This is a genomic window from Paenibacillus litoralis, assembly GCF_046244365.1.
GTDB lineage: Bacteria > Bacillota > Bacilli > Paenibacillales > NBRC-103111 > Paenibacillus_V.
The window spans coordinates 7,604,112-7,626,047 of the sequence record NZ_CP176395.1; the positions used below are offsets into that span (position 1 = coordinate 7,604,112).

Consider the following 21,936-nt stretch of genomic DNA (forward strand, 5'->3'; position numbering starts at 1 on the left):
CCCCTTCTAGTTTCTTGTCGGATAAATTCCTGTTATCGCAATACAAAAGTTCAATACGGTATACGGCTGCATATTGTTATGCGGTTGACTGCCTCCGGTTGAAGCAACGGCCTGTGGATTCATGACAGTATTTGGAGCGGCATTTCTCATATAGCCGGATACGGGAAGCGCCGCCCAAGCCTTCCCTGCCGGGTCGGCATCGTTCGCGGTGCTTGTGCTGGCCCGTGCCGTGTGAGTATGGGCGGGGATTTCGACGGTCGTAAGCGTATGCCTTTCTTCTCCTCCTCTAGTTCCCAGTGAACGGGAGGCTCCTACATGCAGCGGTACGCGCCCCTGCAAATTCGGCAATCCAAAATTAGTAACGCCATTGCCGCCGTAGGTAACTCCAAGCAACGAGAAGAGCGCGGTATTTGCCTGTATCGAAAGAATTTGGCCTTCACACGGGAGCCACCCCCTCGGAGTAAATCCAAACGCAAATAAACGTATTTCACCCAAGAACGGTTCCAAACTGCTTCACCCTTTCTTTGCAACTATTTGTCTATTACGATTGAGTCGGATATATGCCTTCCAAAGCGATGATATAGCTTACTACAACGAATCTCATCATATTGTCGTGAGGCATACTCCCGCCTGACGGTAAGTTCGATTGCGGACTCATCGTGACATTTGCCGGATCGCTGCCGTAAGGATCTATCGAGGTGGACGCCCAAACAGCATTCTCCGGACTGGTCGTATCCCCGGCTTCCGTATGCGCTTTAGCGGGATGGGTATGAGCAGGAAGCTCGCTTACTGTCAACGTAACATTCTCTGCGCCCCCACTCTGGCCAAGCAGAAAGGTAGTGCCGGATTCATGGTTTTTCCCCTGGTCAATCGGAATTCTGCCCATCAAATTCGGTAGAGCGAATGTCGTTTGTCCGTTGCCGCCGTACATCGTTCCAAGCAGACTAAACAAGACATCGTTTCCAGAAATGTTAAGTTCTTGTCCATTGCAAAGCGCCCATCCGTAAGGCGGATAATCACCTGCGAACATGCGTATTTCTCCCACAAACGGTTCTGCCATACTTCCACATTCCTTTCGAGTCATTTATGCTTTTAATAGTTTACTTCGTTTAGTTTAAATTTTGTTTAAAGTACTCCTATCCCGGTTGATCCTGATCGTCATGCCACACCATGATCGAATACGGATCGCGATGCTCTCTAGTCATAAATCCCAGTCGCTGGTAAAGCTTACTGGCGGGATTCGATTGTTCCACGCTTAGCCGAACCGTTTTCCGTTCTTTACGGGCCCGCTCCTGTAAACCACGAAGCAGCTCTGTGCCAATCCCGCGATTACGGTACTCCGGCATCAAAGCGATATCGACCAGAACGATTACGTCTTTTCCGTTGAATACCCGGTACTGGCCGGCGGGGTTTCCTTGCAGAAGCAACAGCCGATGTTCTGCGCCGGGATATTGCAGGCGATAGGATTGCTGCTGCACGGTAAACTGCATACGGAGAAACGGTTCCGCTTCTGCGGCCCCCCAGCCCCAAGCGCTCATTTCGTTTGCCCGCGTTTCGGCGTACAGGTTAAATAGAAAAGCCTCATCAACATCCCTTGCTTCGCGTATCTCCAGCATCTCTTTCATCTCCGCCAATTTTTTTCCATAAAATAACTATCGCTCTATTAACCATATCGAATATTACTAGAATCAGTCAACGAAATCCGCGAAAATCGACAATATTTTTAAACAATCCTTAAACTTTATATGAAATACTACAAATATAAACATACTTCTTCTTTTATACCCCTTCTAGAGGTTGTTTAATAAGTTCCGTTTCATCCAACCTTCTCGGTGCTGGTAAGTCGGCTTTTTGAGCATGCACTTCTAGTGGTAAATGGAACTTTATGTTAATCTACTAAATATAACGCTCTCTTAGGAGGATACAATGAGCTCGAAACAACTGTCCCGCCGCAAGTTTCTGGCGTATCTCGGTTCAAGCGCAGCCACCTTGGCGGCCGCCTCATCCGGCCTTTCCGTACTGATTAACGACGGCACCGCACATGCCGCCGAGCGTTTTTTCGACACGGCTACCGCTCCGGTCACTGGAAAAGGCATACTCGTCAAACCTTCGTCCAATGACGAACTGAATCTGCCCAGCGGCTTCAAGTATGACGTCATTGCAGCATATGGCGACCCAATCAACGAGAAAGGCGATACATTCGGCTACAACAACGCTTCGGCCGTCTTTCTTCCGATTGAGGGCTCCAGCGTGCACGGCTTGCTATACGTCAACCACGAATCGTCCCATCCGGTCTGGGTGCATGGCGCTAGAGATAATGGCGTCTACTCGATCGATCAAACGAAAGCGTTCCTGTATCATCAAGGGGGATCGGTTTTGGAGGTGTACCGGGATACTGCCGGCGTTTGGCGAATGGATAAGACATCGGCTTACGCCAGACGGATTACCGGGCTCGAGCCTTTCGAGCTGACCGGTCCCGTTAAGGGAACGAAATCGGTGCATCACGCAACCATCGTGCAGGGAACCTTCGCCAACCGATCGGGTGGGAAGACGTTGTGGGGAACCGTTCTTGCATGCGAAGGAAGCTATGACGAAACATGCAGCAGCACGGGGCTCGTTCACGAGCATTACGGCTGGGTGGCGGAAATCGATCCCGCCGATCCTAAAGCCTTATTGCGCAAGCATACGGCGCTTGGCCGTCTGCATCATTCCGGTGCGGCAATGGGATTAAGCGAAGACGGACGTGTCGTCGTCTACATGGGCGATGTAATGAGGGACGCTTGTCTGTATAAGTATGTAAGCAAGGGGAAATTCGACCCGGACCAGGGCAAAAGCAATTCGGCGCTGTTGACGGACGGAACGCTCTGGGCCGCCGATCTCGAGAACGGGAAGTGGATCGAGCTGACTGCTGAAGCGGCAAAACAGCTTCTGGAGCAGCCCGCGCACCAGCTTCCGCGCCAAATTCGCTATACGAAAGAACAACTGCGGGACCTGCTCGCCGAACAATCGGACATCCTTACCTATGCCACAGAAGCCGCTCTTATCCTCGGCGCTACGCCGCTGGACAGTTTGGGTGATTTGGCGCTTCATCCGGCGGATCAAAGCTTATTCGTCGCTTTCACGAATAACGCTTCGCACGGCAACATTCACGGACATCTATTACGGGTTATTGAGAAAAACGGCGACTTAGGCGCAGCCGAGTTCGATTTCGAGCTAGCAGCCGCGGGCGGGCGTCAAAGCGGTTTTAGCTCGCCGGGGGCGATCTCCTTCGATCGAAGCGGCAAGCTTTGGATGGCAACGAATATCGCTTCCGATAAGCTTAGCAAAGGAAGCTTCCGCTCCTTCCAAAACAACGGCATATACGTGCTGCCGCTGGAGCAGGAGGATGAATCTGTCTCGCAATTCGCATCGGCTCCCGTCGAGGCGGCACTGGCAGCCCCGACGTTTACACCGAACGAGCAGACATTGTTCATTTCCGTCCTTCATCCGGGCGACGCCAGTAAAGACAAATCCCATCCATCCAGCCTATGGCCTCACCGGTCCGGCGACAGCATACCTCGCTCGGCTTTGGTCGCGGTAACGGGCATCTGAAATTTGCGGGCAAAAAGCTTGCCAAAGGTGAATTCGACCTTTTGGCAAGCTTTTTTACATGCAATGCAGCATCTGGTTGTCTCTTAAAACAAATAGCAGCCTTGTCATCGCTAAAGGAAAATAATCGGCCCGTGCCAACGGCCCCAGGCGGTAACAACAAGCTAAATCACAATTCCGAAATGCACACGCAGGGCTTCTTTATATTCCTCTTCCGACTGCGGGGTGAACGCGCGAACGCCTTCCTTCGTAAAAATGCGGAACTCCTCGCCTGCGATCGTATTGCGTCCTTCCCGCGTGCGGATGGCGACCATTTTCATCTGCGTGAAAATGGAATCCGGCGCATGTTCGCACCAAAAGGAAGCCATCGTATAATCCTTCGGCAGCTGCGGCTCCTCGGTGAACGAGTAGAGCTTGCTCCACTCCCCGTGCTTCAGCTCGCACAGCATCCAGCCGAAATACGCATCCCGCTCCAAGCGGTAGCGCTCTTCGCCTTGCTCATGCTCCAGCAGCTCAACCATCTGAATCGGCCTGCGAGGCACGATTCCCCCCACGCCCACATCGCACAAGTAGAAGGCGCCTTCGGCTTCGACCTTCAGCACTTGATGGCGGCGCTTCGGCGGTGCGTTCGGCTCGTCGCGCCAGAAACGGGCGAACAAGTCCGTGACCGGGTAGCCGAGCTCGCGCAGCAGCCAGCCGAACAAGGCGTTCAGCTCGAAGCAATAGCCTCCGCGCCCGCGTACGACGATCTTATCGTGCAGCGAGGGAATTTCCAGCGACAGCGGAATGCGGTTTAGAATATCCAGGTTCTCGTACGGCACCGCGTGCAAATGGCTTTCCTGCAGCTCGGCTAGCGCCGCCGCGCTTCCGTCCAGCGGGCCGCTATAGCCGATGCGCTCCAAGTAAGCGCGCACCTCGGGCTTCAATTGGCGGTCGTTCATCGTATCGTCTCCTTTAGCCTGCAAGTCTTTCCGTATTGGCGGTAAGCCTGCGTTCTTTAAGGAAAGGTTCGATACCGGAACGCTAAAATCCTTCCGGCGCCCAACGGAATATACGGGGAGGCGCCGTCTTTAAAGGTGAACCGCGTTTGCCGGGAAAGGGAACGAATCAGCGGCGATTTGCGATCCGGATCGGCCATTCGCACCAAAGACCGCCCTCCTTGCCGGAGATGCGGTCTTACGGCTCCTAGCGGCGGTTACACCGCCGTTTGCAGGACGTCAAACCGGATCCAAATGTTTTTGGACAACGGGTTTTTCTCGCCCCTGTCGACGATCTTGATCGTATGCACGCCGAGCGGCAGCGTCCCCGTATCCCAGATTTGCTGCTTGATCAGACCGGTGCCGCCGTAATAGTAATCGTACGTGGTACGAAGAACGCCATCCACGTATATGTCGGCGAGCGCGCCGTTCGAGGCCCTGGTGCCGTAAATGACGGCCTGCGTACCGTAGAACGGAATTTCCACGGTCGAGTTTGCCGCCGTCCCGACATGCTCGGTGCCCCCGTGCATCCGGGTATCCGACACCGTCATCCAGCTTCCGCTATAGGAAGCGAGCGGACTCGCATTGTCGATCGCGGCGGGCGCCGTGCCCAAAACCGCTATCGGGGCGGAGCCCGCAGACACCGCGCCGGTCTGGCCTACCGCATACGCTTTATACAGGCCCGGCGCCAAACCCGCGGTATCGAACGATACCGGAACGCCCGCTGACGCATGTAATGCCTTCAGGCCATACACGGCTCCGTTCACCGTGACGACGGCCTGCTCAAGCGCAGACTTTGTTGCCGCCGTTGCTGCCGGCACCAGATACAGCGAGCCGTTCTCGGAGCTTGTCGCCGCAACCGGCATTCCAGCCGCAATCGGACCGGCCGTGACGGACGAAAGCACCGGCGGGACAAGACCGAGATCGGTCACCTGAAGCGCATCGAGCGTAATGAAGATGCCGTTAGCCGCCGCATTCTTTTCCCCGGTCGCGACAATTTTCATCACATGGACACCCGGCTGCAGCTGACCCGTATCGAACAGCTCCTGCTTCGTCTGCAGCGTCGCGTTGTACAGATCGACTTTGGCGGCGAACACGCCGTCTACATAGACGTCCGCTTTGCCGTAAACGGCGTTGCGGGCGCCGATCCATTTGGCCCGGGAGCCGTAGAACGGAATCGTAACGGAAGCGCCTATGTCCCTGCCCAGCTGCATTTGCCCGCCGACGTAGGAGCCGGCGGCCGTTTGCCAGGTTCCGGCGTACGCCAAAGCCGGATGATTATCGTCGACCGTACCGGCTCCCGCCTCGATAACCGTTACCGGAACAGGCGCCGGCGTGAGATTGCCTGCGAGATCCCGCGCATACAACCTGTATTTCCCGAGCGCGAAGCCCTCGGTTGCGAGCGATACGACCGTATCGGCCGCAGCATCCGCTGCCGAACCGTTCGGGCCTGCCGCAGCCGCTTCCAACGCGGCGGCGTTCGCAGCCGTTCCTTCCGGCACGAGGTAGAGCCTTGCCGGCTCTACGCTGGAAGCCTCGACGGGCTGACCCCTCAGCACGTAAGGCCGGGGCACGTTAAGCTCGGGCGCTACGGTGTCCGTCATGACCAGCGGCACATAGACGCTCTGGCCTACCGTGAGCGTAAACGCATCCGAAATCGCTCTCGTGTAGCCCGGCTTCGCGACGACTACGCGCTGCGTGCCGATCGGCGCATGCGGCATGAGGAACGCCCCCGCCGCATCCGTCGTTACGGAGCCGGTCGCATAACCGGCTAGCTTAACGGTTGCGCCCGCTACAGGCCCGCTGCCGGCGACATACACGCTGCCGGTTACCGTTCCGGTCGGCGTCTCGTCGCGTTCGCTTCGGTACAAGGTCAACGTGTATGGCGTCGTTTCCCCGTTCGAGGCCGTAACGCCGATCGTCAGCGGATTGGCGCCGACCTGCAGCGGCACCGTCATCTGCGCGGCGCTGCCGTAAGACCGGCCGCCCGCCGTCATGACGGAATCGGGCAAATACGTCGCAGCCGTTACGCCGATCGATGCCGTTTCGTTCCCGACCATGACGGCGTAATCGAATACTCCGGGCGAGAACGGCGGACTTAACGTGCCGGCGTCCGCCGTCAACCCGGCCAGAGCGGAAGCCGGAAGCGACTCAACCTCCGCTTCCCCGTGCCGGTAGCCCTCCGCATGAACGGCGATCCGTCTCGGCCCGATTCCCGTTACGGCGCCGACCGCAATCGCAACGGCTCCGGGCGAAACCGAATATTGCCCGGAAGCGAGCGGCATTCCGTCCACCGTCACGCCGGTAATCGCGGCCCGCCAAGCCGCATCGTCCGCGAAGCTCGCCGTGAACGGCCCGCCCGGATGGATGACGCCGCCCGAGAGCGAAGGAGGCGCGGACAGATGCGTTTTGATCTCGAGCTCCCTGACCCCGAACTTATAGTTCGTCGATTTCGGATCTTTGCCGCTGTTGACGAACGTCAGCGTATGCTTGCCGGCGGACAGGGCGGCGGTACCGAGCTGTTGGATCGCCGCCCCTGCGCCCGCGCTGCCGTAGAAATTGAATGTGGTCAGCGGATTCCCGTCAAGCAGAATGTCATAAATACCGTAGCTGGCTGCCTGAAACGGCCGGAGCGCGATATCGTACGTCTCGGCGGCAGGCGCAATGAAATCGAACGCGATTCGCTCGCCTGCCTGATTGGCTTCCACCTGTACGGTGTTGGAGCCGGCGACGTATAAAGTGCCGACGGTTTGCTCCGAGACCGGCAGATCGACGAAGCTCGACGCCGCGAACGTCCGGTGCTGGGACGAGAAGAGCAGGCTTGCCGTCCTCGTTACGCCGTTCCATTCGACCGCTGCCGTAATCGTTGCCGTTCCGTCGCCCGCCGCCGTGACGCTACCCGCCGAATCGACCGTCAGCACCGACGGATCGCTGCTCGCATAAGCAATGTTCGTAGCCCACGCCGGTGCGAAGCTGCCGTCCCGCAGCAAGCCTCTAACCTGCACGGACGCCTTCTCGCCCTTCAGCAAGCTGCGCTTCTGCGCCTGCAGGGTGACGGACTGAAGCGGATTCGCATCGTAAAGGCTTACGTTATCGATGCGGAACGTATGCGGGCCGGTCCATGCTTTCATCGGATAATAATTCATTCGCGACGTACCGTCCGCGTGAATCTCGAAGCCCGGGTCGTATTCGGCGAAGACGATAACCGTTTGGCCGGTTGCCGGCTCCGTCACGATATCCCCGATCAAATACCCGTTCGTAGTCCCGTCCGGATGGGTCAGGACGACATATTTGCCGCGGAGGGCGGCCGCCTCCGATTCCCCGATCGGCGTGCCTGCGACAATGCCGTCATACGGATCGCCGTTCATGATCCGCTTCGTTGCCGCAACGGTTCCGGTTACAGGGCCGCCGCCGATTACCGTTTTATTTCCTTTGGAAAGCTCGGTCCCCGCAATCAGCGCCATCGATTGCACGACGCCGTCTACAAGACGGATGAAGCCCATCTGCCCGCGCAGCGTCATATCGTCTACGATGAGCGGCGAGACCGATCCTTCCGGAGCGCTCAAAATGATATCCGTCGTGTTGCCGTAGGTCACTTTCACCGCTACGGCTCCCTCCGGCGCGGACGAAGGCTGAAGCCGGTCGACCGACTCGATTTTGGGCCCCGTTCCTTTATAAGGCTCCATAGCCGTCACGAACGTGCTTTTCAGGTCGGCGCCCTCGCGTCTCAGCACGAGCTTCGGCATGTCGTATTTCACCGCTTCGTCGTTCGTGTCCTTGCTCTTGCCGGACAGCCGCGTAGCGCGTATGGACGGGGAACGGGCCAAATACAGCTCGTTCTCGCCAGGCTCCAGCAAGCCGGTGATTTTCATTTTGGCCTGCTCCGTACCCGCGGTCGACGTCACCAGCGTCACGTCGTACCGGTCGTCCTGCAGCTGCGCTTTCTTAACGTCCTTCACGAAAATGTAGCCGTAATAGTTTCCTTCGGCGCTTCCCGTCTCGTTGAACTGCTCCGGCTCCTGCACCCGGGTGCCCGGCGGCAGCAAATACGGGCCGTACGGGTCGAGCGCCAAGTCCGTTTGGAAGACCGCATCCCGGTTGGCGTCGCCCTGCAGCGTATATTCGTGGCGGCTGCCTCCCGACACCCGGAACAAATCTAGCACGTAGCCTTGACCGCTCTCCGAGCCCGGGAACGAAATATGCCACGGCTCCCGGCTGTACTGCTCCGTCTCCGGATAGGCGTTCTCCTGGTCGGCGCGCATCACCTGGACGGGTCCCGCCGGTGCGAACGTTTCGACGCTTCCTCCATGTTTGGAGACGGCGTCCACTATCGCATCCTTGCCGTCGACGACGACCGTGTTATGCCCCATCGTGGAAAGCGTGAACGCCCTGTATTTCGTATACGTGTAGCCAAGATCGGGCAGCAGCTCCTGCCCTTCCGCGAACAGATTCAGCTGAAGCGGATCGTAATGGTTGTGGCCGTATTTCGGCTGGAACTGTAAATACAGCTGAGACTGCGCCGTTCCCGTGCCGGACGAAAGCCTGCCGATTCCGGCTGCCGGCATGAGCATCGAGCCCACGTCGAGCCGGGGCGAGGCGGCTTTGTCCGAAGCCCAAGAATCCTGGATCGGCAGCAAGCTTCCGTTCGGATAAACCAGTATGTTGTTGTTGTCCAGCGACTTGCGGATCAGCGGATAATCCTTCGAGAAATTCAGCTCGTCATACCTGATGCCGGTGCGGGGCGACTCGTAGCCGGCCGGATCGCTGTAGCCCTCCACCGCCTTGACCGCTGTCTCGAGCCCGCCCGTCGACTGCACGTGGTACGACGGCGCGACTTCCTTCCAATAGCCGTCCGACAGGAACTGCGTTTCCACGTAATCCCGCATCCATTCGACGGCCGTATGAATGTAATCCGGCTCATCGACAGCCTTGCCTGCGGCGATCAGTCCCAGCCACTGCGTATAGTTCATGTTGCCGAGCGTCTTCGGATAGCTGAGCACGTATTCCACTGACGGAGCGACCATTCGCTCGGTCAGCAGCTTCTCCACGTCAGCGCCGACTTCCTGGCTGAGCACCTGCAAGGCATTCGTCTTCTTGACCGATTGCAAAGCGTTCATCAGCGGCTTCAAATTGTACAGATCCGCCACGGACCAGCGGTACCACATGCCTCCCCAATAGTTGAACGGCGGACCCGCCGTTATATTTATCGGGTAGTTGCGCCAAATGTAGTCCGTCGTCGGTACGTACCCCTCATACACCTGAGCGAACCGGTACAAGAGACGAGCCGCGCCGAGCGGATCGGTTTTGGCGATGCGCTCGGTTTCGGCGAGCGTATATTCCTTCTGCAAATACCACAGCTGTCCGGACAGAAAATATTGCTTGCCGTCCGCATCCTCGTAGTACGGATACTCCAGCGTCTCGCCCTTTGCATTGACGGCTGTAGCCGTATGCGTCTCGGGGTACTGCGCATTCGGATAGACGGTTCCGGTTTTCGTTGCGATCATGCTTTTCTTGTCGGCCGTCAGCGTGTACAGCAGCTCGGGATGAAGCTCCGGCATTTCGGGCAGCCCCGTAAAGCGGAAGCCGACCTTGTCCGGAACGAGGTCCAGCAGCTTGAGCACTTCCGCGGAAGCCGGGGCGGGAGCCACCTCGGTTTTCGTCCCGGCCGGCGCCGTTGCGTTGGCCAAATGAAGTCCGGCCCGAATCATGTCGTCGCGGTCAAACGTCATAATGGTAAAAAAAGCGTCATTCGGCTTATCTTCCCGATAAGCCAGAACCTGCAGCTCCATCATCCCGTATTCCAGCGCGCCTGGATGCTCGAACGTCAGCACGCTGCGGCTGCCCGCTTTGACATGCGACACTTGATCGAGCGCTTGCCAGTCTCCGCTCGGCGTTTTCCACTTGAGCGCAAACTTCGTTTTCGCGGGATTGACGACGTTCTGCCGGTTGAACGACAGCTCCTTGGACGTAAAGCTTTTGTACTGAAAATCGGCTTCCTCCGGCGTCCACGGCTGTCCGGCAGGCGGTCGCTCAAAAAACACGCTTCCCAGGCGGCCTTCATCCACCGCGTTTACTTTGAAAATAGGGGTATTGCCGGTGTCCCAGAACGTGGACGTGCGAATCGGCACCCAGGACAGCATCGGCTTCGTGTTCAGATGATGCACATGCACGACGTTCATGCGCCATTCGGTTCCGGGCTGCACGGCTCCTCCCGCAGAGAAAGCCGACAGCGGTACGGCAACCTCCACCGACGTTTTGCCCGCAAGCTCCGACGTTCGGTACGTGAACGTGTCCACCTGCACCCGCTGCGGATTTTCTTTGACGATCTCGCGTCCTACGTTGTAATCCGTTATCGACGGCGTAGCCAAAGAGGTTACCGGAACCGTCACCACGTAATGAAGCTCCCCCGCCGACTGCGGGCTGACGAGAAACTCGACTTTTTCCAAAATCGCTTTCTCTTCGGATCCGAAAGTGCCGCCGATGTACAGATTCGACTCGTCGTACGTTACTTTGTATGACGGGCCGTCCGCCACCGGTTCGTTATAGAACGGCGTTCTAAAGTCATCGAGCACCGCCGAGCCGCTCCAAGCGCCGTCGCTCAGCGTACCGTCGATTGCCGGCGCGGCCGCCGCCTTCGGAATGACCTTCCATTTATTGCTGTACATCGTAATAGGCGCCTCCGTTGTTCCCGACGTTTCCTGCTGCTCCCCGCCCTTGGCGGACGCGGCTTCCTGCCGCATCAAGCCGCCTGGTATGCCTAGCGCCAGAACCAGCATGCAAATGAGCCATTTTCGCAAGTATAACCCTCCTTAACGTGTGTATAACGAAGGTAAGGCAAGATGCGTAAACATGATGTTCACCCTTTGATTGCGCCGAGGAGCATGCCCCGGATGAAATACTTTTGCAGAAACGGATAAACGATGACCACCGGCAAAATTGCCACGGTCACAGTCGCCATCTTGATCGTCTCCGGCGGCAAAGGATCCAAATTTTGCACGGACCCCAGCTGCAGCTCGCTCGAAACGTTAGGCGTCTGAATCATATTGCGGAGGACAACCTGCAGCGGCTCCAGCTTCTTGTCGGTCAAGTACATGATGCCTTTAAAATATTCGTTCCAATGCCCGACGCCGTAAAACAACCCGATTGTCGCCACGATCGGCAACGACAGCGGAAGCACGATGCTGACCAGCGTACGGATGTCCCCGCAGCCGTCCACCTTGGCGGCTTCCTCCACTTCGTCGGGTAAATTTTCGAAGTATGTTTTCATGATCAACAGGTTAAACGTGCTCACCATGCCGGGGATGATCATCGCCCAGACGGTGTTGTATAAGCCGATGCCCCGCACGACCAAATAAGTCGGAATGATCCCGCCGCTGAACAGCATCGTGAAGACGATGGCGAGCAGCACGTAATTCCGGCCCTCCAGATGCTTCTTCGACAGCGGATAGGCGAGCAGCAGCGTCACCAGCAAGTTCAGGCATGTGGCGACGACGGTGACGAACATCGTCACCTTCAGAGCGTCCGGAATGCGCGCGCTGCCGAATATTTCCTTGTAGGCGGACCACGTTATTTCGCTCGGCCACACGATGAAGCCGCCGTTTCGCAGCACCTCCGAGAACGGGGTGATCGAGACGATGATGACGTAATAAAGCGGGAAAAGCGTCGATAACGCGAACAGCGAAAGCACGACGTACATGGCGGTGTCCACGATGCGGTCCGACGGCGTTTTGTTCAAATTCAAGTGATTCATGTTCGATTTTCACCCTGCTTTCCTTGAGCGTCGGCAGACGCGGCCGTTACCAGATGCCGGAGCCGCCGACCTTTTTCGCGAGCCTGTTGGCGCCGACCACCAGCACCAGGCCGATGATCGACTTGAACAGGCCGGTAGCCGCCGCAATGCTGAATTCGAGGTTTTCCAAGCCGCGCCGGAACACCCACGTATCGATGATGTCCCCCACGTCGTACACCCGGGCGTTCAAGAAGATGTACACCTGATCGAAGCCCGCGTCCAAAATATGCCCCAGCCTCAAGATCAGCAGCAGCACGAACACCTCGCGTATACCCGGCAGCGTTATGTGCCAAATGCGCCGCCAGCGGCCTGCGCCGTCGACGATTGCGGCCTCGTACAGCTCGGGGTTGATGGAAGCGAGAGCGGCCAAATAGATGATGGCGCCGAAGCCGGTGTTTTTCCACAGATCGGTCACGATCAGCAGCGGCCTGAAGTAATCCGAGTTCGTCAGAAACTCCGGCGTGCCCCAGCCCATATCGCGAAAGAAATTCGTAATGAGTCCGGACCCGGGAGCCAGAAACGAGAATACCAGCCCGTATACGATAATCCAGGACAAGAAGTGCGGACCGTACGTAATCGTTTGAACGAGCCGCTTGAACCAGCCGACGCGGATTTCGTTCAGCATGAGCGCCAGCATCACGTCGGGCAGCATATTGAACAGCAGCCGGTACAAGCTGATCAGCAGCGTATTTTTCATAATGACCGGGAAATCATGCGATTGAAACAATACCCGAAAGTTGTCCAAGCCGACCCACGGGCTGTCCCAGATCCCCTTGAACAGGTTGTAGTTCTTGAATGCGATCAGAATGCCGCCCATCGGCAAATAGTGAAAAATAAAATAGTAGGCGAGCCCCGGCAGCATCATCGCATACAGCCATTTCTTGCGCAGCATCGATTTGCACACCCGCCGAAAGGCGGTCGGCGCGGCCGGTACCGGAGCGGCTGGCCGTTTTACCGTCAGTTCCGTCATAGGTAGTAGTCTCCTTCCCAAAACGACGCCCCCGAAGTCAGGTCCGCGGAATGCCATGCGTCCGTTCCTTGCGGGGGCCGTTTGCCCTTACTTCACGACGCCGGCTGCTTTCAGATCGGCGGTATATTTGTCCAGCAGCTCGCTGCCCTTGTATTTGGTGAGCAGCTCCTCGCGGTAGGCCGGCCAGTTTTTGCCGGATTTGTCCTCGAAGATCGCCTTGGAGAACAGCTCGTTCTGTCTTTTGCGGAAGCCGGCCAGATCAAACCCTTGCGGCGGCACCAGCGACGTTCCGATATATTTGTTCGTCGGCTGCGCGGCCAGGAACTTCACGATCTCCCGGTCGCGGTCCGTTTCCTTCTGATCGACCACCGTCAACCCGTACACCTCCGGCTGCAGAACCGCTTGGGTGAAGAAGGACCATACCTTCAGGAAGTCGCCCTGCTTCACGATGTCGTTCGCATACGCTTCGCCGTTCGGCTTGATCGTCTTGCCTTCAAGCGTATAATGCTTGCCTGCTTGCCCGAAGTGCGTTAACAGATACCCTTCCTCGGAAGCGAGCCAGTCGAGAATCTCGATCGTACGGCTGATCTTCGCCGGGTTTTTCTCCGCCACCGTCTTCGGAAACAGGAACGGATTGCTCGGGCCCGCCTTGTTGATCAGCGGCGTGCTGCCGACCATCGTGAACGGCTCCCAGTCGGCCTTCGGGTTAATCTGCTTCGTGCGGAACTGAATGCTGGTCGACACGTTGTCGAACGCGAAATCCTTGGTCGCGCCCATGACGACGCCGGCTTTGCCCTGAATCGCTTTCTCCACATGCTGCGGCGCTTTGTTCAAATACCAATCGGGATCGACGACCTTCATGTCGATCAGCTTGGTTACGTCGTCCAGAACCGCCTGCATGTTCGGCGTCATCGTCCCGTCGACGAACTTCTCGTTCTCGATGTAAGACGGGAATTTCAGCCCGTTCTTCGGCAGCTCCGGCCATTCCCAGCCGAGGTTAGCGCCGGATCCCGCAGTCGTGAAGCCGTACGTATCCGCTTTGCCGTTGCCGTCCGGATCGTTAAATGTAAACGCCTTCAAAACATTGACATATTCGTCGTAGGTCGTCGGCATTTTCAGATTCAGCTTATCCAGCCAGTCCTTGCGAATGTAATAAGTCCGGTACGTCTGCTTCACGTATGGAATCGGCGTCCGGTAAAACCCGCCCTGGATCTGGTAACGCTTCACTTCGTCTTCCGTCGTCCAATACTTGAAGTAGTTCGGCATCGTGGCCGGCGAAATGAATTTCGTCATATCCGCAAGCAATCCGTCAACCGCGTACTTATTGCCGCCGTCGGCGTTCTTATCCGCCCACATATCGGGAGGCGTCGACGCGAGCAGCGCGTTCAGCTTCGTATTGTAATCGACGCCTTCCGCCATGTAGCTGACCTTCAAATCCACGTTGAATTTCTGCTGAATCGCCTGAAGAACGAAATCTTTGCTCGCGTCCGGCAGGTTCGTATTAGCCGGTGCGTTGATAAACCAGTTCAGCTCGATTTTCTCTTTTTTGGCTGCCGCAGACGGGCTTGCGCTCGCATTCGCCTTGGTCCCCTCGCTTGCCTTCGGCTTCTCCGCTTCCTTCGCGCCGCAAGCGCTTAACAGAACGGATGCAACCAGCGATACCGCAACCCCGCTTCTCATTAGCTGTATCTTTTTCATAAATCTCCTCCGCCAATCGTTATTCCGGCCCGCCTGCTCCGCCGGCAAACTCATCATGTCACGGCGCGCCGCACACCGCAATTGTCACTTGGTAAATCCCCCGGGAACGAATTGATAAGGGTTGGAACGAAACAAGAACGGCACCGGAAACCCATAAGAATGGCGCTAGACTTGCCCGTAATAACGGATAAACCGCCGGAACAGGTTGTCCGGCGGTCTTGTGGGGGGGCGTTGAAGCGATCGCGTCCATAAAGGCGGCCGTTCTTTCGCTTAGTATTCATTTGGTTCGCCGTCGCCGCGAGTCCGGCTGCGGTACGCCCCGGGCGTCATGCCGGTGGACTGCTTGAAAATTCTTGTGAAATTCGGAACCGAGGTATAGCGGAGCCGGTCGGAAATTTCTTTGATCGGCATGTCCGCATGCAGCAGCCATTCCTTCGCCTTATCCATCCTAACGCGGATAAGATGCTCGCGGAAATCTTCTCCGGTCTCTTCCTTGAACCACTTGCTGAGCGTAGGACGGGGAATTTGCAGCTCATCCGCAATTTGCTGGAGCGACAAATCGCTCTCGATTTGTTCCTGCACAAGAGCGAGCGCGACCTGTACCGATTTTTTGCGCTTCGGAACCTGGAGCTGCTCCATATGGCGTCTGACCGGCTCGATGATCCGTTCGTCCATCCAGACCGGCAGCTGCTCCATCCGGTTCAAGCCGTACATTTGCGGCAGCGCGTCGCGGCCGATCACCTCGCTAAGGTCGACGCCGTAATCTTGGAACGACGTTTCGAGCTCGCCGATCAGATGCACGAACAATCCTGCGATCGCTTCCGAGCTGTGCAGCGATTTGGCCGCTTCCTGAACGAGCTCCTTAGTGCCCGCGCTGGCCTGCTCATAGTGGCCTTGGGAGATACCGGAGACGACCGCCCGTTCCATTTTGATCAATTGGCGGAGAGACGGATGCATCGTGCTGCGGATTTGCTCCGGCAGCAGCAAGGCGGATGGCCCCATAGCCAGCCGGTATATCATGAACGATTGCGCTTCCTTATACGAAACGTGAATATTTTCATAGCCCTCGCGGGGCTCGGCGAGCGCAACGGACACGGTGTAAGCGAAAAACTGCTTTACCTGCTCGTTGATGCTTCTCGCAAACTGCCTGACAAGCTCCTCCGCCTCCGGGCCCGGCGAATCCAGGCCCATCAGGAACGCAACCTGCCCCTGCTTGGTCGAAACCCCGAGTACGGGACGGTAGGCTTCGCCGATCTCCTCGATCAGCTTCCGCAGGGCATACATAATCAGCGAAAGATCGCTTTCCCTGTATGTCTGCTTCAACTCGAGCATTTGGTCGATCTCCACGACGCCGACGCAGAACCAGTCGCCCTGCAAAGGCTCCACATAGGCCTTCCAGCCGCCGCTGACGTCGTTGTCGCTGGATAGCTCGCCGCGGATCAAGTGAAGCAGCGCGTGCTCCTTCAAAATCGGCATCTGCTCGTTAATCCGCAGCATCAGCCGCTCGTTCGTCTTTCGCATATCCTGCATCGTCCGGTCGAGCGCCGTAATGATATCGGACTCCTGATGCTTGTCGTCTTTGTTCGAGAATTTGACGGCCAAGCTCTGCAGCGGGTTGAACAGCCTTTTGGAGCCGAAAACAGCCGCTGCGCCCCAAACGAGACAAATGCCGAGTACAAGCGCCCACGAAACCTTCTCGATCTGATCGGACTTCGCCGACAGCTCCTGCGCGGAAGAGACCGCCACATACGTCCATCCGTTGGACGACGACTTTATGGAAGTCAGCAAGTAGGCTTCGCTGTTCTGCTCAATGCGGCTCGGGAGCTCTTTCATTTTGCCCAGGAGAGGAACGATCGTTTCCTTCAAGTCGCCGCTGCCGTCATTCTCCCGCATCTGTCCGCTGGCGACCAGCCGGCCCAGATCGTCGAAGACGAGCAAGCTGCGGTTAAGCGGCGACAACGTCCGTTCGACCATCTCCATGAGCCGCGCCATATTCAGCTGCAGCACCAGAATGCCTCTGGGCGAAGAGGTGTTAAGCGGAACGGGGCGGACGATCCACAGATCGCTTTGACCCTGGAACGTATTCGGAGCGATTTTGTAGAACGTGTTGCTGCCTGTCCACTGCAGCTTGAGCAGCTCGCTCGTCGGGTAGTCGATTTGCCGCATGAGTCCGGTCCGGTGCGAGTAGACGGAGTCGTACTGCGTTAGAATGAGCGAAATGTCGATTGGAATATCGGAGTTCGTGACCACATTCTGGATTTCGTTAATAAACTGAACCGAGCTGCCGATCGCATCCATTGAAACGCCTACCTCGACGACTTTCTGAACGAGCGAGTTGGAGGCCAGCGAAACGGACAGCTGATCGAGACGGGTGATATACGTGTCGAGCTGGGTCTGGAAATGCCTGAGGATGCTTTGCTGATGCAGGTCGACTTCCTCCTGCAGCGTGCTAGAGAATAGCTTGAGGGATACGCCCCCCAGAATAAGGACGGGCACAATACCCATAAGGAGCGAGAAGGCCAGCAATTTCTGTTTATAGGACAACCGTTTGACTGCCTTCATGTTCCAACCCTCCCGATGCCGATGCAGAAATTGAAGCGCATACATTTTGTTTTGCCGGGCTGCCGTACTGTCCCTTTATCTTACAGCGGGAGGCATGCCGTGACAACCGGGATTTGACGTAACGCCAAAAAGCAAGACGGGGTGCGAACACCTTCGTCTTGCCTGTTGAAGCGCACGTTATTTGCTCAAAAGCTTGTCCGATTTCTCGCCGGCTTCCGCGATCGCCTTCTCGGCGGTTACCGAAGAATCGGCAACGGCGCGGGCGATCTGGTCCTTAATGTTTTTGGCGATCTCGGGATAAGCCTTCAGCATCGGACGCGGCCTTGCATACTCCAGCTGATCCACCGCCACTTTAAACAACGGCTTCTCCGCATACAACTTCTTCATTTCATCGCTGTTTACCGCCGAAACGCGGCTCGGCAAGTAACCCGTAAAGGAGCTCGCATAGATCGTTTGCTCTTTGGACGTCATCCACTTGATGAACTTCCACGCGGCTTCCTGCTTCTCCTTCGGCAGCTTGGCCGACATGACCAGATTCGCCCCGCCGGTCGGCACGCCGTAGCTCTTGTTGGCAGGCATATAGGTCGTGCCCAATTCGAATCCGGATTCCTTGGCCACGAGCATTTGCTTGGTCAAATCGGCCGTTGAAGAGAACAGCATCGCCGAACGCTGATTTTGAAAATCGATTTTGGCCAAGTTGCCGGCATCGTCCGTAGTCGGGATTTTCATAATGCCTTCTTGTTTGAGCTTAAGCCAGAACGTGACCGGTTCGATGCCCGCCGGGGAATTAAATTCCGCTTTTTTGCCGTCGTCGCTGATCATTTTGCCGCCGCTTTGCGCAACGAACGCCTCATAGTACCAAATGTCGACCGGCATCGTGATGCCGACGCGCTTGTCCGGCACGGTCAGCTTGCGGGCGTATTCCTCGAATTCCTTCCAGTTCTTAGGTCCTGCCGGATCGAGCCCCGCTTCCTTCAGGAGCGTCCTGTTCAGGTACAGCAAAGGCGTACTGCGCAGATACGGCAGCCCGTACAGCTTGTTGTCGACATAAGAATTGCCCATCAGACCGGGAATGAAATCGTTCATATCGAGGTTGTCTTTTTTAACGAAAGGAGTCAGGTCCTCGGTCATTCCGGCTTTGGCGAACACCCCGATGGATGCGATCTCGTTCTGCCAAACCTCCGGCGCATTGCCTGCCGCGAAGGCTGCCTGGGCTTTGGAATGCTGTTCGTCGTACGAGCCTTGGAAGTGGGCTTTCACGACGACTTCGTCCTGCGATTCGTTGAACTTTTTGACGAGATTTTCGTTGTTTTCGCCGATCTTGTCTCCCCAGGAATACCAGTAATTGATCTCGACTTTCTTCTTCTCGCCGCCTGCGGCATTGTTCGCGCTTGAGGAAGGACTCACGTCGGCCTGCTTGGAGCCGGCTCCGCAAGCGGTCAGCGATACGGCGACGGATGCCGCCAAAACGGTCAATACGGACTTTTTCATCATCATCATAAACCCTCCACTAGGTTAATTATTTAACACCCGAATAAACGAACGCTTTAATAATTTGGCGCTGGGCAAGGAAGAAAACGATCAATATCGGAATGACGAGAATCAGATTGCCGGCCATCAAAATATGCCAAGCGCTTCCCCCGTCCACTTCCCGAATCTTGGCAATCCCGATCGGCAGCGTTCTTGCCACGTCGGTGGTCGTCATGACAAGCGGCCAGAAATAGTCGTTCCAATGTGCGATAAAGCTGAACAAAGCGAAGGTCACCAGGGTAGGCCGGGCCATCGGCACCATAATTTTGCGGATGATGGTCCACTCGCTGGCATCGTCCAATCTCGCCGCTTCCAGCAGCTCCTCCTGAACCTGTTTGAACGACTGCCTGAGCAGAAAGATGCCGAACGCGCTCGAGGAGAAAGGAAGAATCAAGGCGAAGAGCGTGTTGAGCATCCCCCACTTGCTCATGAGCAAATAGACGGGGAGGAAGATCAGCTGGCCGGGAATCATCAAGGTGACCATCGTTACGCCGAACAAAAGCCGGTCCCCCTTGAAGCGGTATCTGGCGAAGGCATACGCCGCGAAGATGATCGTCGTAAACTGCAGGACGAGAATCCCTACGGAGACCAAGACGCTGTTGACGAAATATTTCAAGAAGGGACCGGAATTCCAGGCCTTCGCGAAATTTTCCCAGCGGATGACGTCCGGAATCCACTTGGGCGGAAAGATGACCGTTTCCGTGTAGGACTTGAACGATGTAGAGATCATCCACACGAAAGGAATGGCGAACACGGCGACCAAAATGATCATCCCGAGTATATTCAAGGTTTTCATAACAGGTTTAGCGATTGGCATGTTCCACCGTCCTAAGAGCTCCGCTTTAGCAAAACCGACATCGTGAGCATCCGCTTTCTTACCGGTAATGGATCTTCCTGCTTAACAATTTGAAATAAAACAGCGTAAGCAGTCCGACAACCGCCAGCAGCACGACGCCCGCCGCCGAAGCGTAGCCGATCTTGAAAAATTTGAAGCCGTACTCGTAAATATAGAAGACGAGCGTATTCGTCGAGTTGACCGGGCCGCCTTGCGTCATGATCGCAATGGTCTCGAACACCTGAAACGATCCGATCATGTTGATGATGACCAGGAAAAACAAAGTGGGAGACAGCATCGGCAGCGTAATCCGGTACAGCGTTCTCCATCTGCCGGACTCGTCCAATTCCGCAGCCTCGTACATATCCTTCGGAATGCTTTGCAGGCCGGCTATGAAGACGAGCGCATTGAACCCGATTCCTTTCCACACGGCAACGACCACCAGCGAAAGGAGCGAGCTCTTCGGGCTGCTCAGCCATTCCAGCTTCGGCAGTCCAAGCAGCTCAAGGATCCAATTCAGCAATCCGAATTGAGGATCCATCAGCCACATCCATACGAGCGATACCGAAACCAGCGAAATAATGTGCGGGCTAAAGATCGCTCCCTGGACAAATCCGTAGAAGAGTCCCTTCCGGTTCAGCCATAGGGCAAGAAACAGCGAGATGACAATCGTCAGAGAAACCGTCAGCAGCGTGTAGTTAAGCGAATTGCCGAGCACCTGCAGAAATTCTCTGTTGTCGAAAAGCTCCGCAAAGTTGCCGAGGCCGACGAAATCCTTAACCGGGCTAATAAAATCCCATTCGTGCAAGCTCAAATAGATCATGTAGAAGATCGGATAGATGAAAAAGATCGAAAAGATGACGATCGCAGGCGCTACCATGACATAAGGGCGAAGCCTGTACCACAAAGGCATCAAAGCATACCTCCCGCAACCAATCCGAGAGCCCTGTCCTCTCCCGCTTCCCGAATGCGCCGTCCGCTGCCGTCGAAATAATACAGATCGGAGCAGTGCACCGACACGTGGACGTCGGACGCTTGTTCGAGCGGCTTGAGAAAGCTTTTGACATAAAGCGTGCCGGCTTTAGTCGCCAATTGATAAATAATTTCCGCGCCGAGCGTTTCCCGGGTAATAATGGTGGCCGGAATATGCAGGCAGTCCGGCTTGATTTCAGGGGAAATCGCCGCTTTCTCCGGTCTGAAGCCGACGTGAACGCGCTCGTCGCCCATTCTATTGCTCAATCCTACCAAGTCGGAGCGTTTGAAGACGTTCATCGCAGGCGTACCGATAAATTGGGCGGTAAACAGATTGGCCGGATCGTTATAGATGTTCATCGGACTGTCCGCCTGCTGGATGCGGCCCTTATCCATAATGATGATCTGATCGCCCATCGACATCGCTTCCACCTGATCGTGCGTGACGAAAACGAACGTCGCTCCCAGACGTTTGTGCAGCTGAATCAGCTCGGTCCTCATCTGGTTTCTCAGCTTCGCGTCCAGATTCGATAACGGTTCGTCCATCAGGAATACCGCAGGACTTTTGACCATCGCTCTTGCGAGCGCCACCCGCTGCCGCTGTCCGCCGGATAGCGCCTGCGGCTTTTTGTTCAAGTATGCCGAGAGGCCGACGATTTCCGTAATTTCGTTAATCAGCCTCTCCCTTTCCGGCTTCGGAACCTTGCGGTTTTTCAGTCCGAATTCGATGTTTTCTTTGACCGTCATCATCGGATACAGCGCATAATTCTGAAACACCATCGCCACGCCGCGTTTGCCGGGCTCCACGTTGTTGACGCAGCGGTCGCCGATCCAAATTTCCCCTCCGGTTTGCCGCTCTAGACCGGCTATCATCCGCAGAGTCGTCGATTTTCCGCAGCCCGAAGGACCGACCAGAACCGTAAACGACCCGTCTTGGATCGTCAAGTTCAAATCGTTTACGACAGTCTCATGCCCAAAGCGTTTCTCGATATGGTTCAACTTGATTTGCGCCAAA

Annotated in this window: 14 protein-coding genes; 1 reads left to right on the plus strand and 13 read right to left on the minus strand. The window is 56.4% G+C overall.

Features of this window, described 5'->3' with window-relative positions; all coding sequences use genetic code 11:
- Positions 1-6 precede the first annotated feature (6 nt).
- From ACKGJP_RS32005 to ACKGJP_RS32015, 3 genes are all read right to left on the minus strand, one after another.
- Positions 7-507 carry a phage tail protein gene (locus ACKGJP_RS32005; RefSeq protein WP_409342786.1) on the minus strand — a complete coding sequence of 167 codons (501 nt, stop codon included), beginning with the start codon at positions 505-507 and terminating at the stop codon, positions 7-9.
- A gap of 34 nt (positions 508-541) precedes the next feature.
- The gene (locus ACKGJP_RS32010) at positions 542-1,060 is read right to left on the minus strand and encodes a phage tail protein (RefSeq protein ID WP_409342787.1); all 519 of its coding nucleotides are present in this window, start codon (positions 1,058-1,060) and stop codon (positions 542-544) included.
- 76 nt (positions 1,061-1,136) lie between these two features.
- Positions 1,137-1,616: a GNAT family N-acetyltransferase gene (locus ACKGJP_RS32015; protein ID WP_409342788.1), complete on the minus strand. Its 480-nt coding sequence runs from the start codon at positions 1,614-1,616 to the stop codon at positions 1,137-1,139.
- A gap of 310 nt (positions 1,617-1,926) precedes the next feature.
- On the opposite strand from ACKGJP_RS32015, the gene ACKGJP_RS32020 reads away from it, so the two are divergent.
- Positions 1,927-3,591 carry a PhoX family protein gene (locus ACKGJP_RS32020; protein ID WP_409342789.1) on the plus strand — a complete coding sequence of 555 codons (1,665 nt, stop codon included), beginning with the start codon at positions 1,927-1,929 and terminating at the stop codon, positions 3,589-3,591.
- A gap of 161 nt (positions 3,592-3,752) precedes the next feature.
- Here ACKGJP_RS32020 and ACKGJP_RS32025 read toward each other — a convergent pair whose 3' ends face one another.
- The 10 genes from ACKGJP_RS32025 to ACKGJP_RS32070 form a co-directional block, all read right to left on the minus strand.
- Positions 3,753-4,529: an arylamine N-acetyltransferase family protein gene (locus ACKGJP_RS32025; protein WP_409342790.1), complete on the minus strand. Its 777-nt coding sequence runs from the start codon at positions 4,527-4,529 to the stop codon at positions 3,753-3,755.
- Between the two features lie 254 nt (positions 4,530-4,783).
- A complete protein-coding gene (locus ACKGJP_RS32030; protein ID WP_409342791.1) occupies positions 4,784-11,362 on the minus strand; it encodes a cadherin-like beta sandwich domain-containing protein in 6,579 nt (2,192 codons plus the stop codon).
- Positions 11,363-11,421: 59 nt separating this feature from the next.
- On the minus strand, positions 11,422-12,315 hold the full coding sequence (locus tag ACKGJP_RS32035; RefSeq protein WP_409342792.1) for a carbohydrate ABC transporter permease: 894 nt from the start codon (positions 12,313-12,315) through the stop codon (positions 11,422-11,424).
- A 46-nt stretch (positions 12,316-12,361) separates the two neighbouring features.
- Positions 12,362-13,324, minus strand: coding sequence for an ABC transporter permease (locus ACKGJP_RS32040; protein WP_409342793.1), 963 nt, complete (start codon positions 13,322-13,324; stop codon positions 12,362-12,364).
- An 87-nt stretch (positions 13,325-13,411) separates the two neighbouring features.
- On the minus strand, positions 13,412-15,022 hold the full coding sequence (locus ACKGJP_RS32045) for a hypothetical protein (protein ID WP_409342794.1): 1,611 nt from the start codon (positions 15,020-15,022) through the stop codon (positions 13,412-13,414).
- A gap of 270 nt (positions 15,023-15,292) precedes the next feature.
- Positions 15,293-17,584 carry a helix-turn-helix domain-containing protein gene (locus tag ACKGJP_RS32050; protein ID WP_409342795.1) on the minus strand — a complete coding sequence of 764 codons (2,292 nt, stop codon included), beginning with the start codon at positions 17,582-17,584 and terminating at the stop codon, positions 15,293-15,295.
- A gap of 177 nt (positions 17,585-17,761) precedes the next feature.
- The gene (locus ACKGJP_RS32055; RefSeq protein WP_409342796.1) at positions 17,762-19,084 is read right to left on the minus strand and encodes an ABC transporter substrate-binding protein; all 1,323 of its coding nucleotides are present in this window, start codon (positions 19,082-19,084) and stop codon (positions 17,762-17,764) included.
- A 19-nt stretch (positions 19,085-19,103) separates the two neighbouring features.
- Positions 19,104-19,931 carry a carbohydrate ABC transporter permease gene (locus tag ACKGJP_RS32060; RefSeq protein ID WP_409342797.1) on the minus strand — a complete coding sequence of 276 codons (828 nt, stop codon included), beginning with the start codon at positions 19,929-19,931 and terminating at the stop codon, positions 19,104-19,106.
- Between the two features lie 58 nt (positions 19,932-19,989).
- Positions 19,990-20,862, minus strand: coding sequence for a carbohydrate ABC transporter permease (locus ACKGJP_RS32065; protein ID WP_409342798.1), 873 nt, complete (start codon positions 20,860-20,862; stop codon positions 19,990-19,992).
- Positions 20,862-21,935, minus strand: coding sequence for an ABC transporter ATP-binding protein (locus ACKGJP_RS32070; protein ID WP_409342799.1), 1,074 nt, complete (start codon positions 21,933-21,935; stop codon positions 20,862-20,864). Before ACKGJP_RS32070 ends, ACKGJP_RS32065 begins: the two co-directional genes overlap by 1 nt.
- Between the last annotated feature and the right edge of the window lies 1 nt (position 21,936).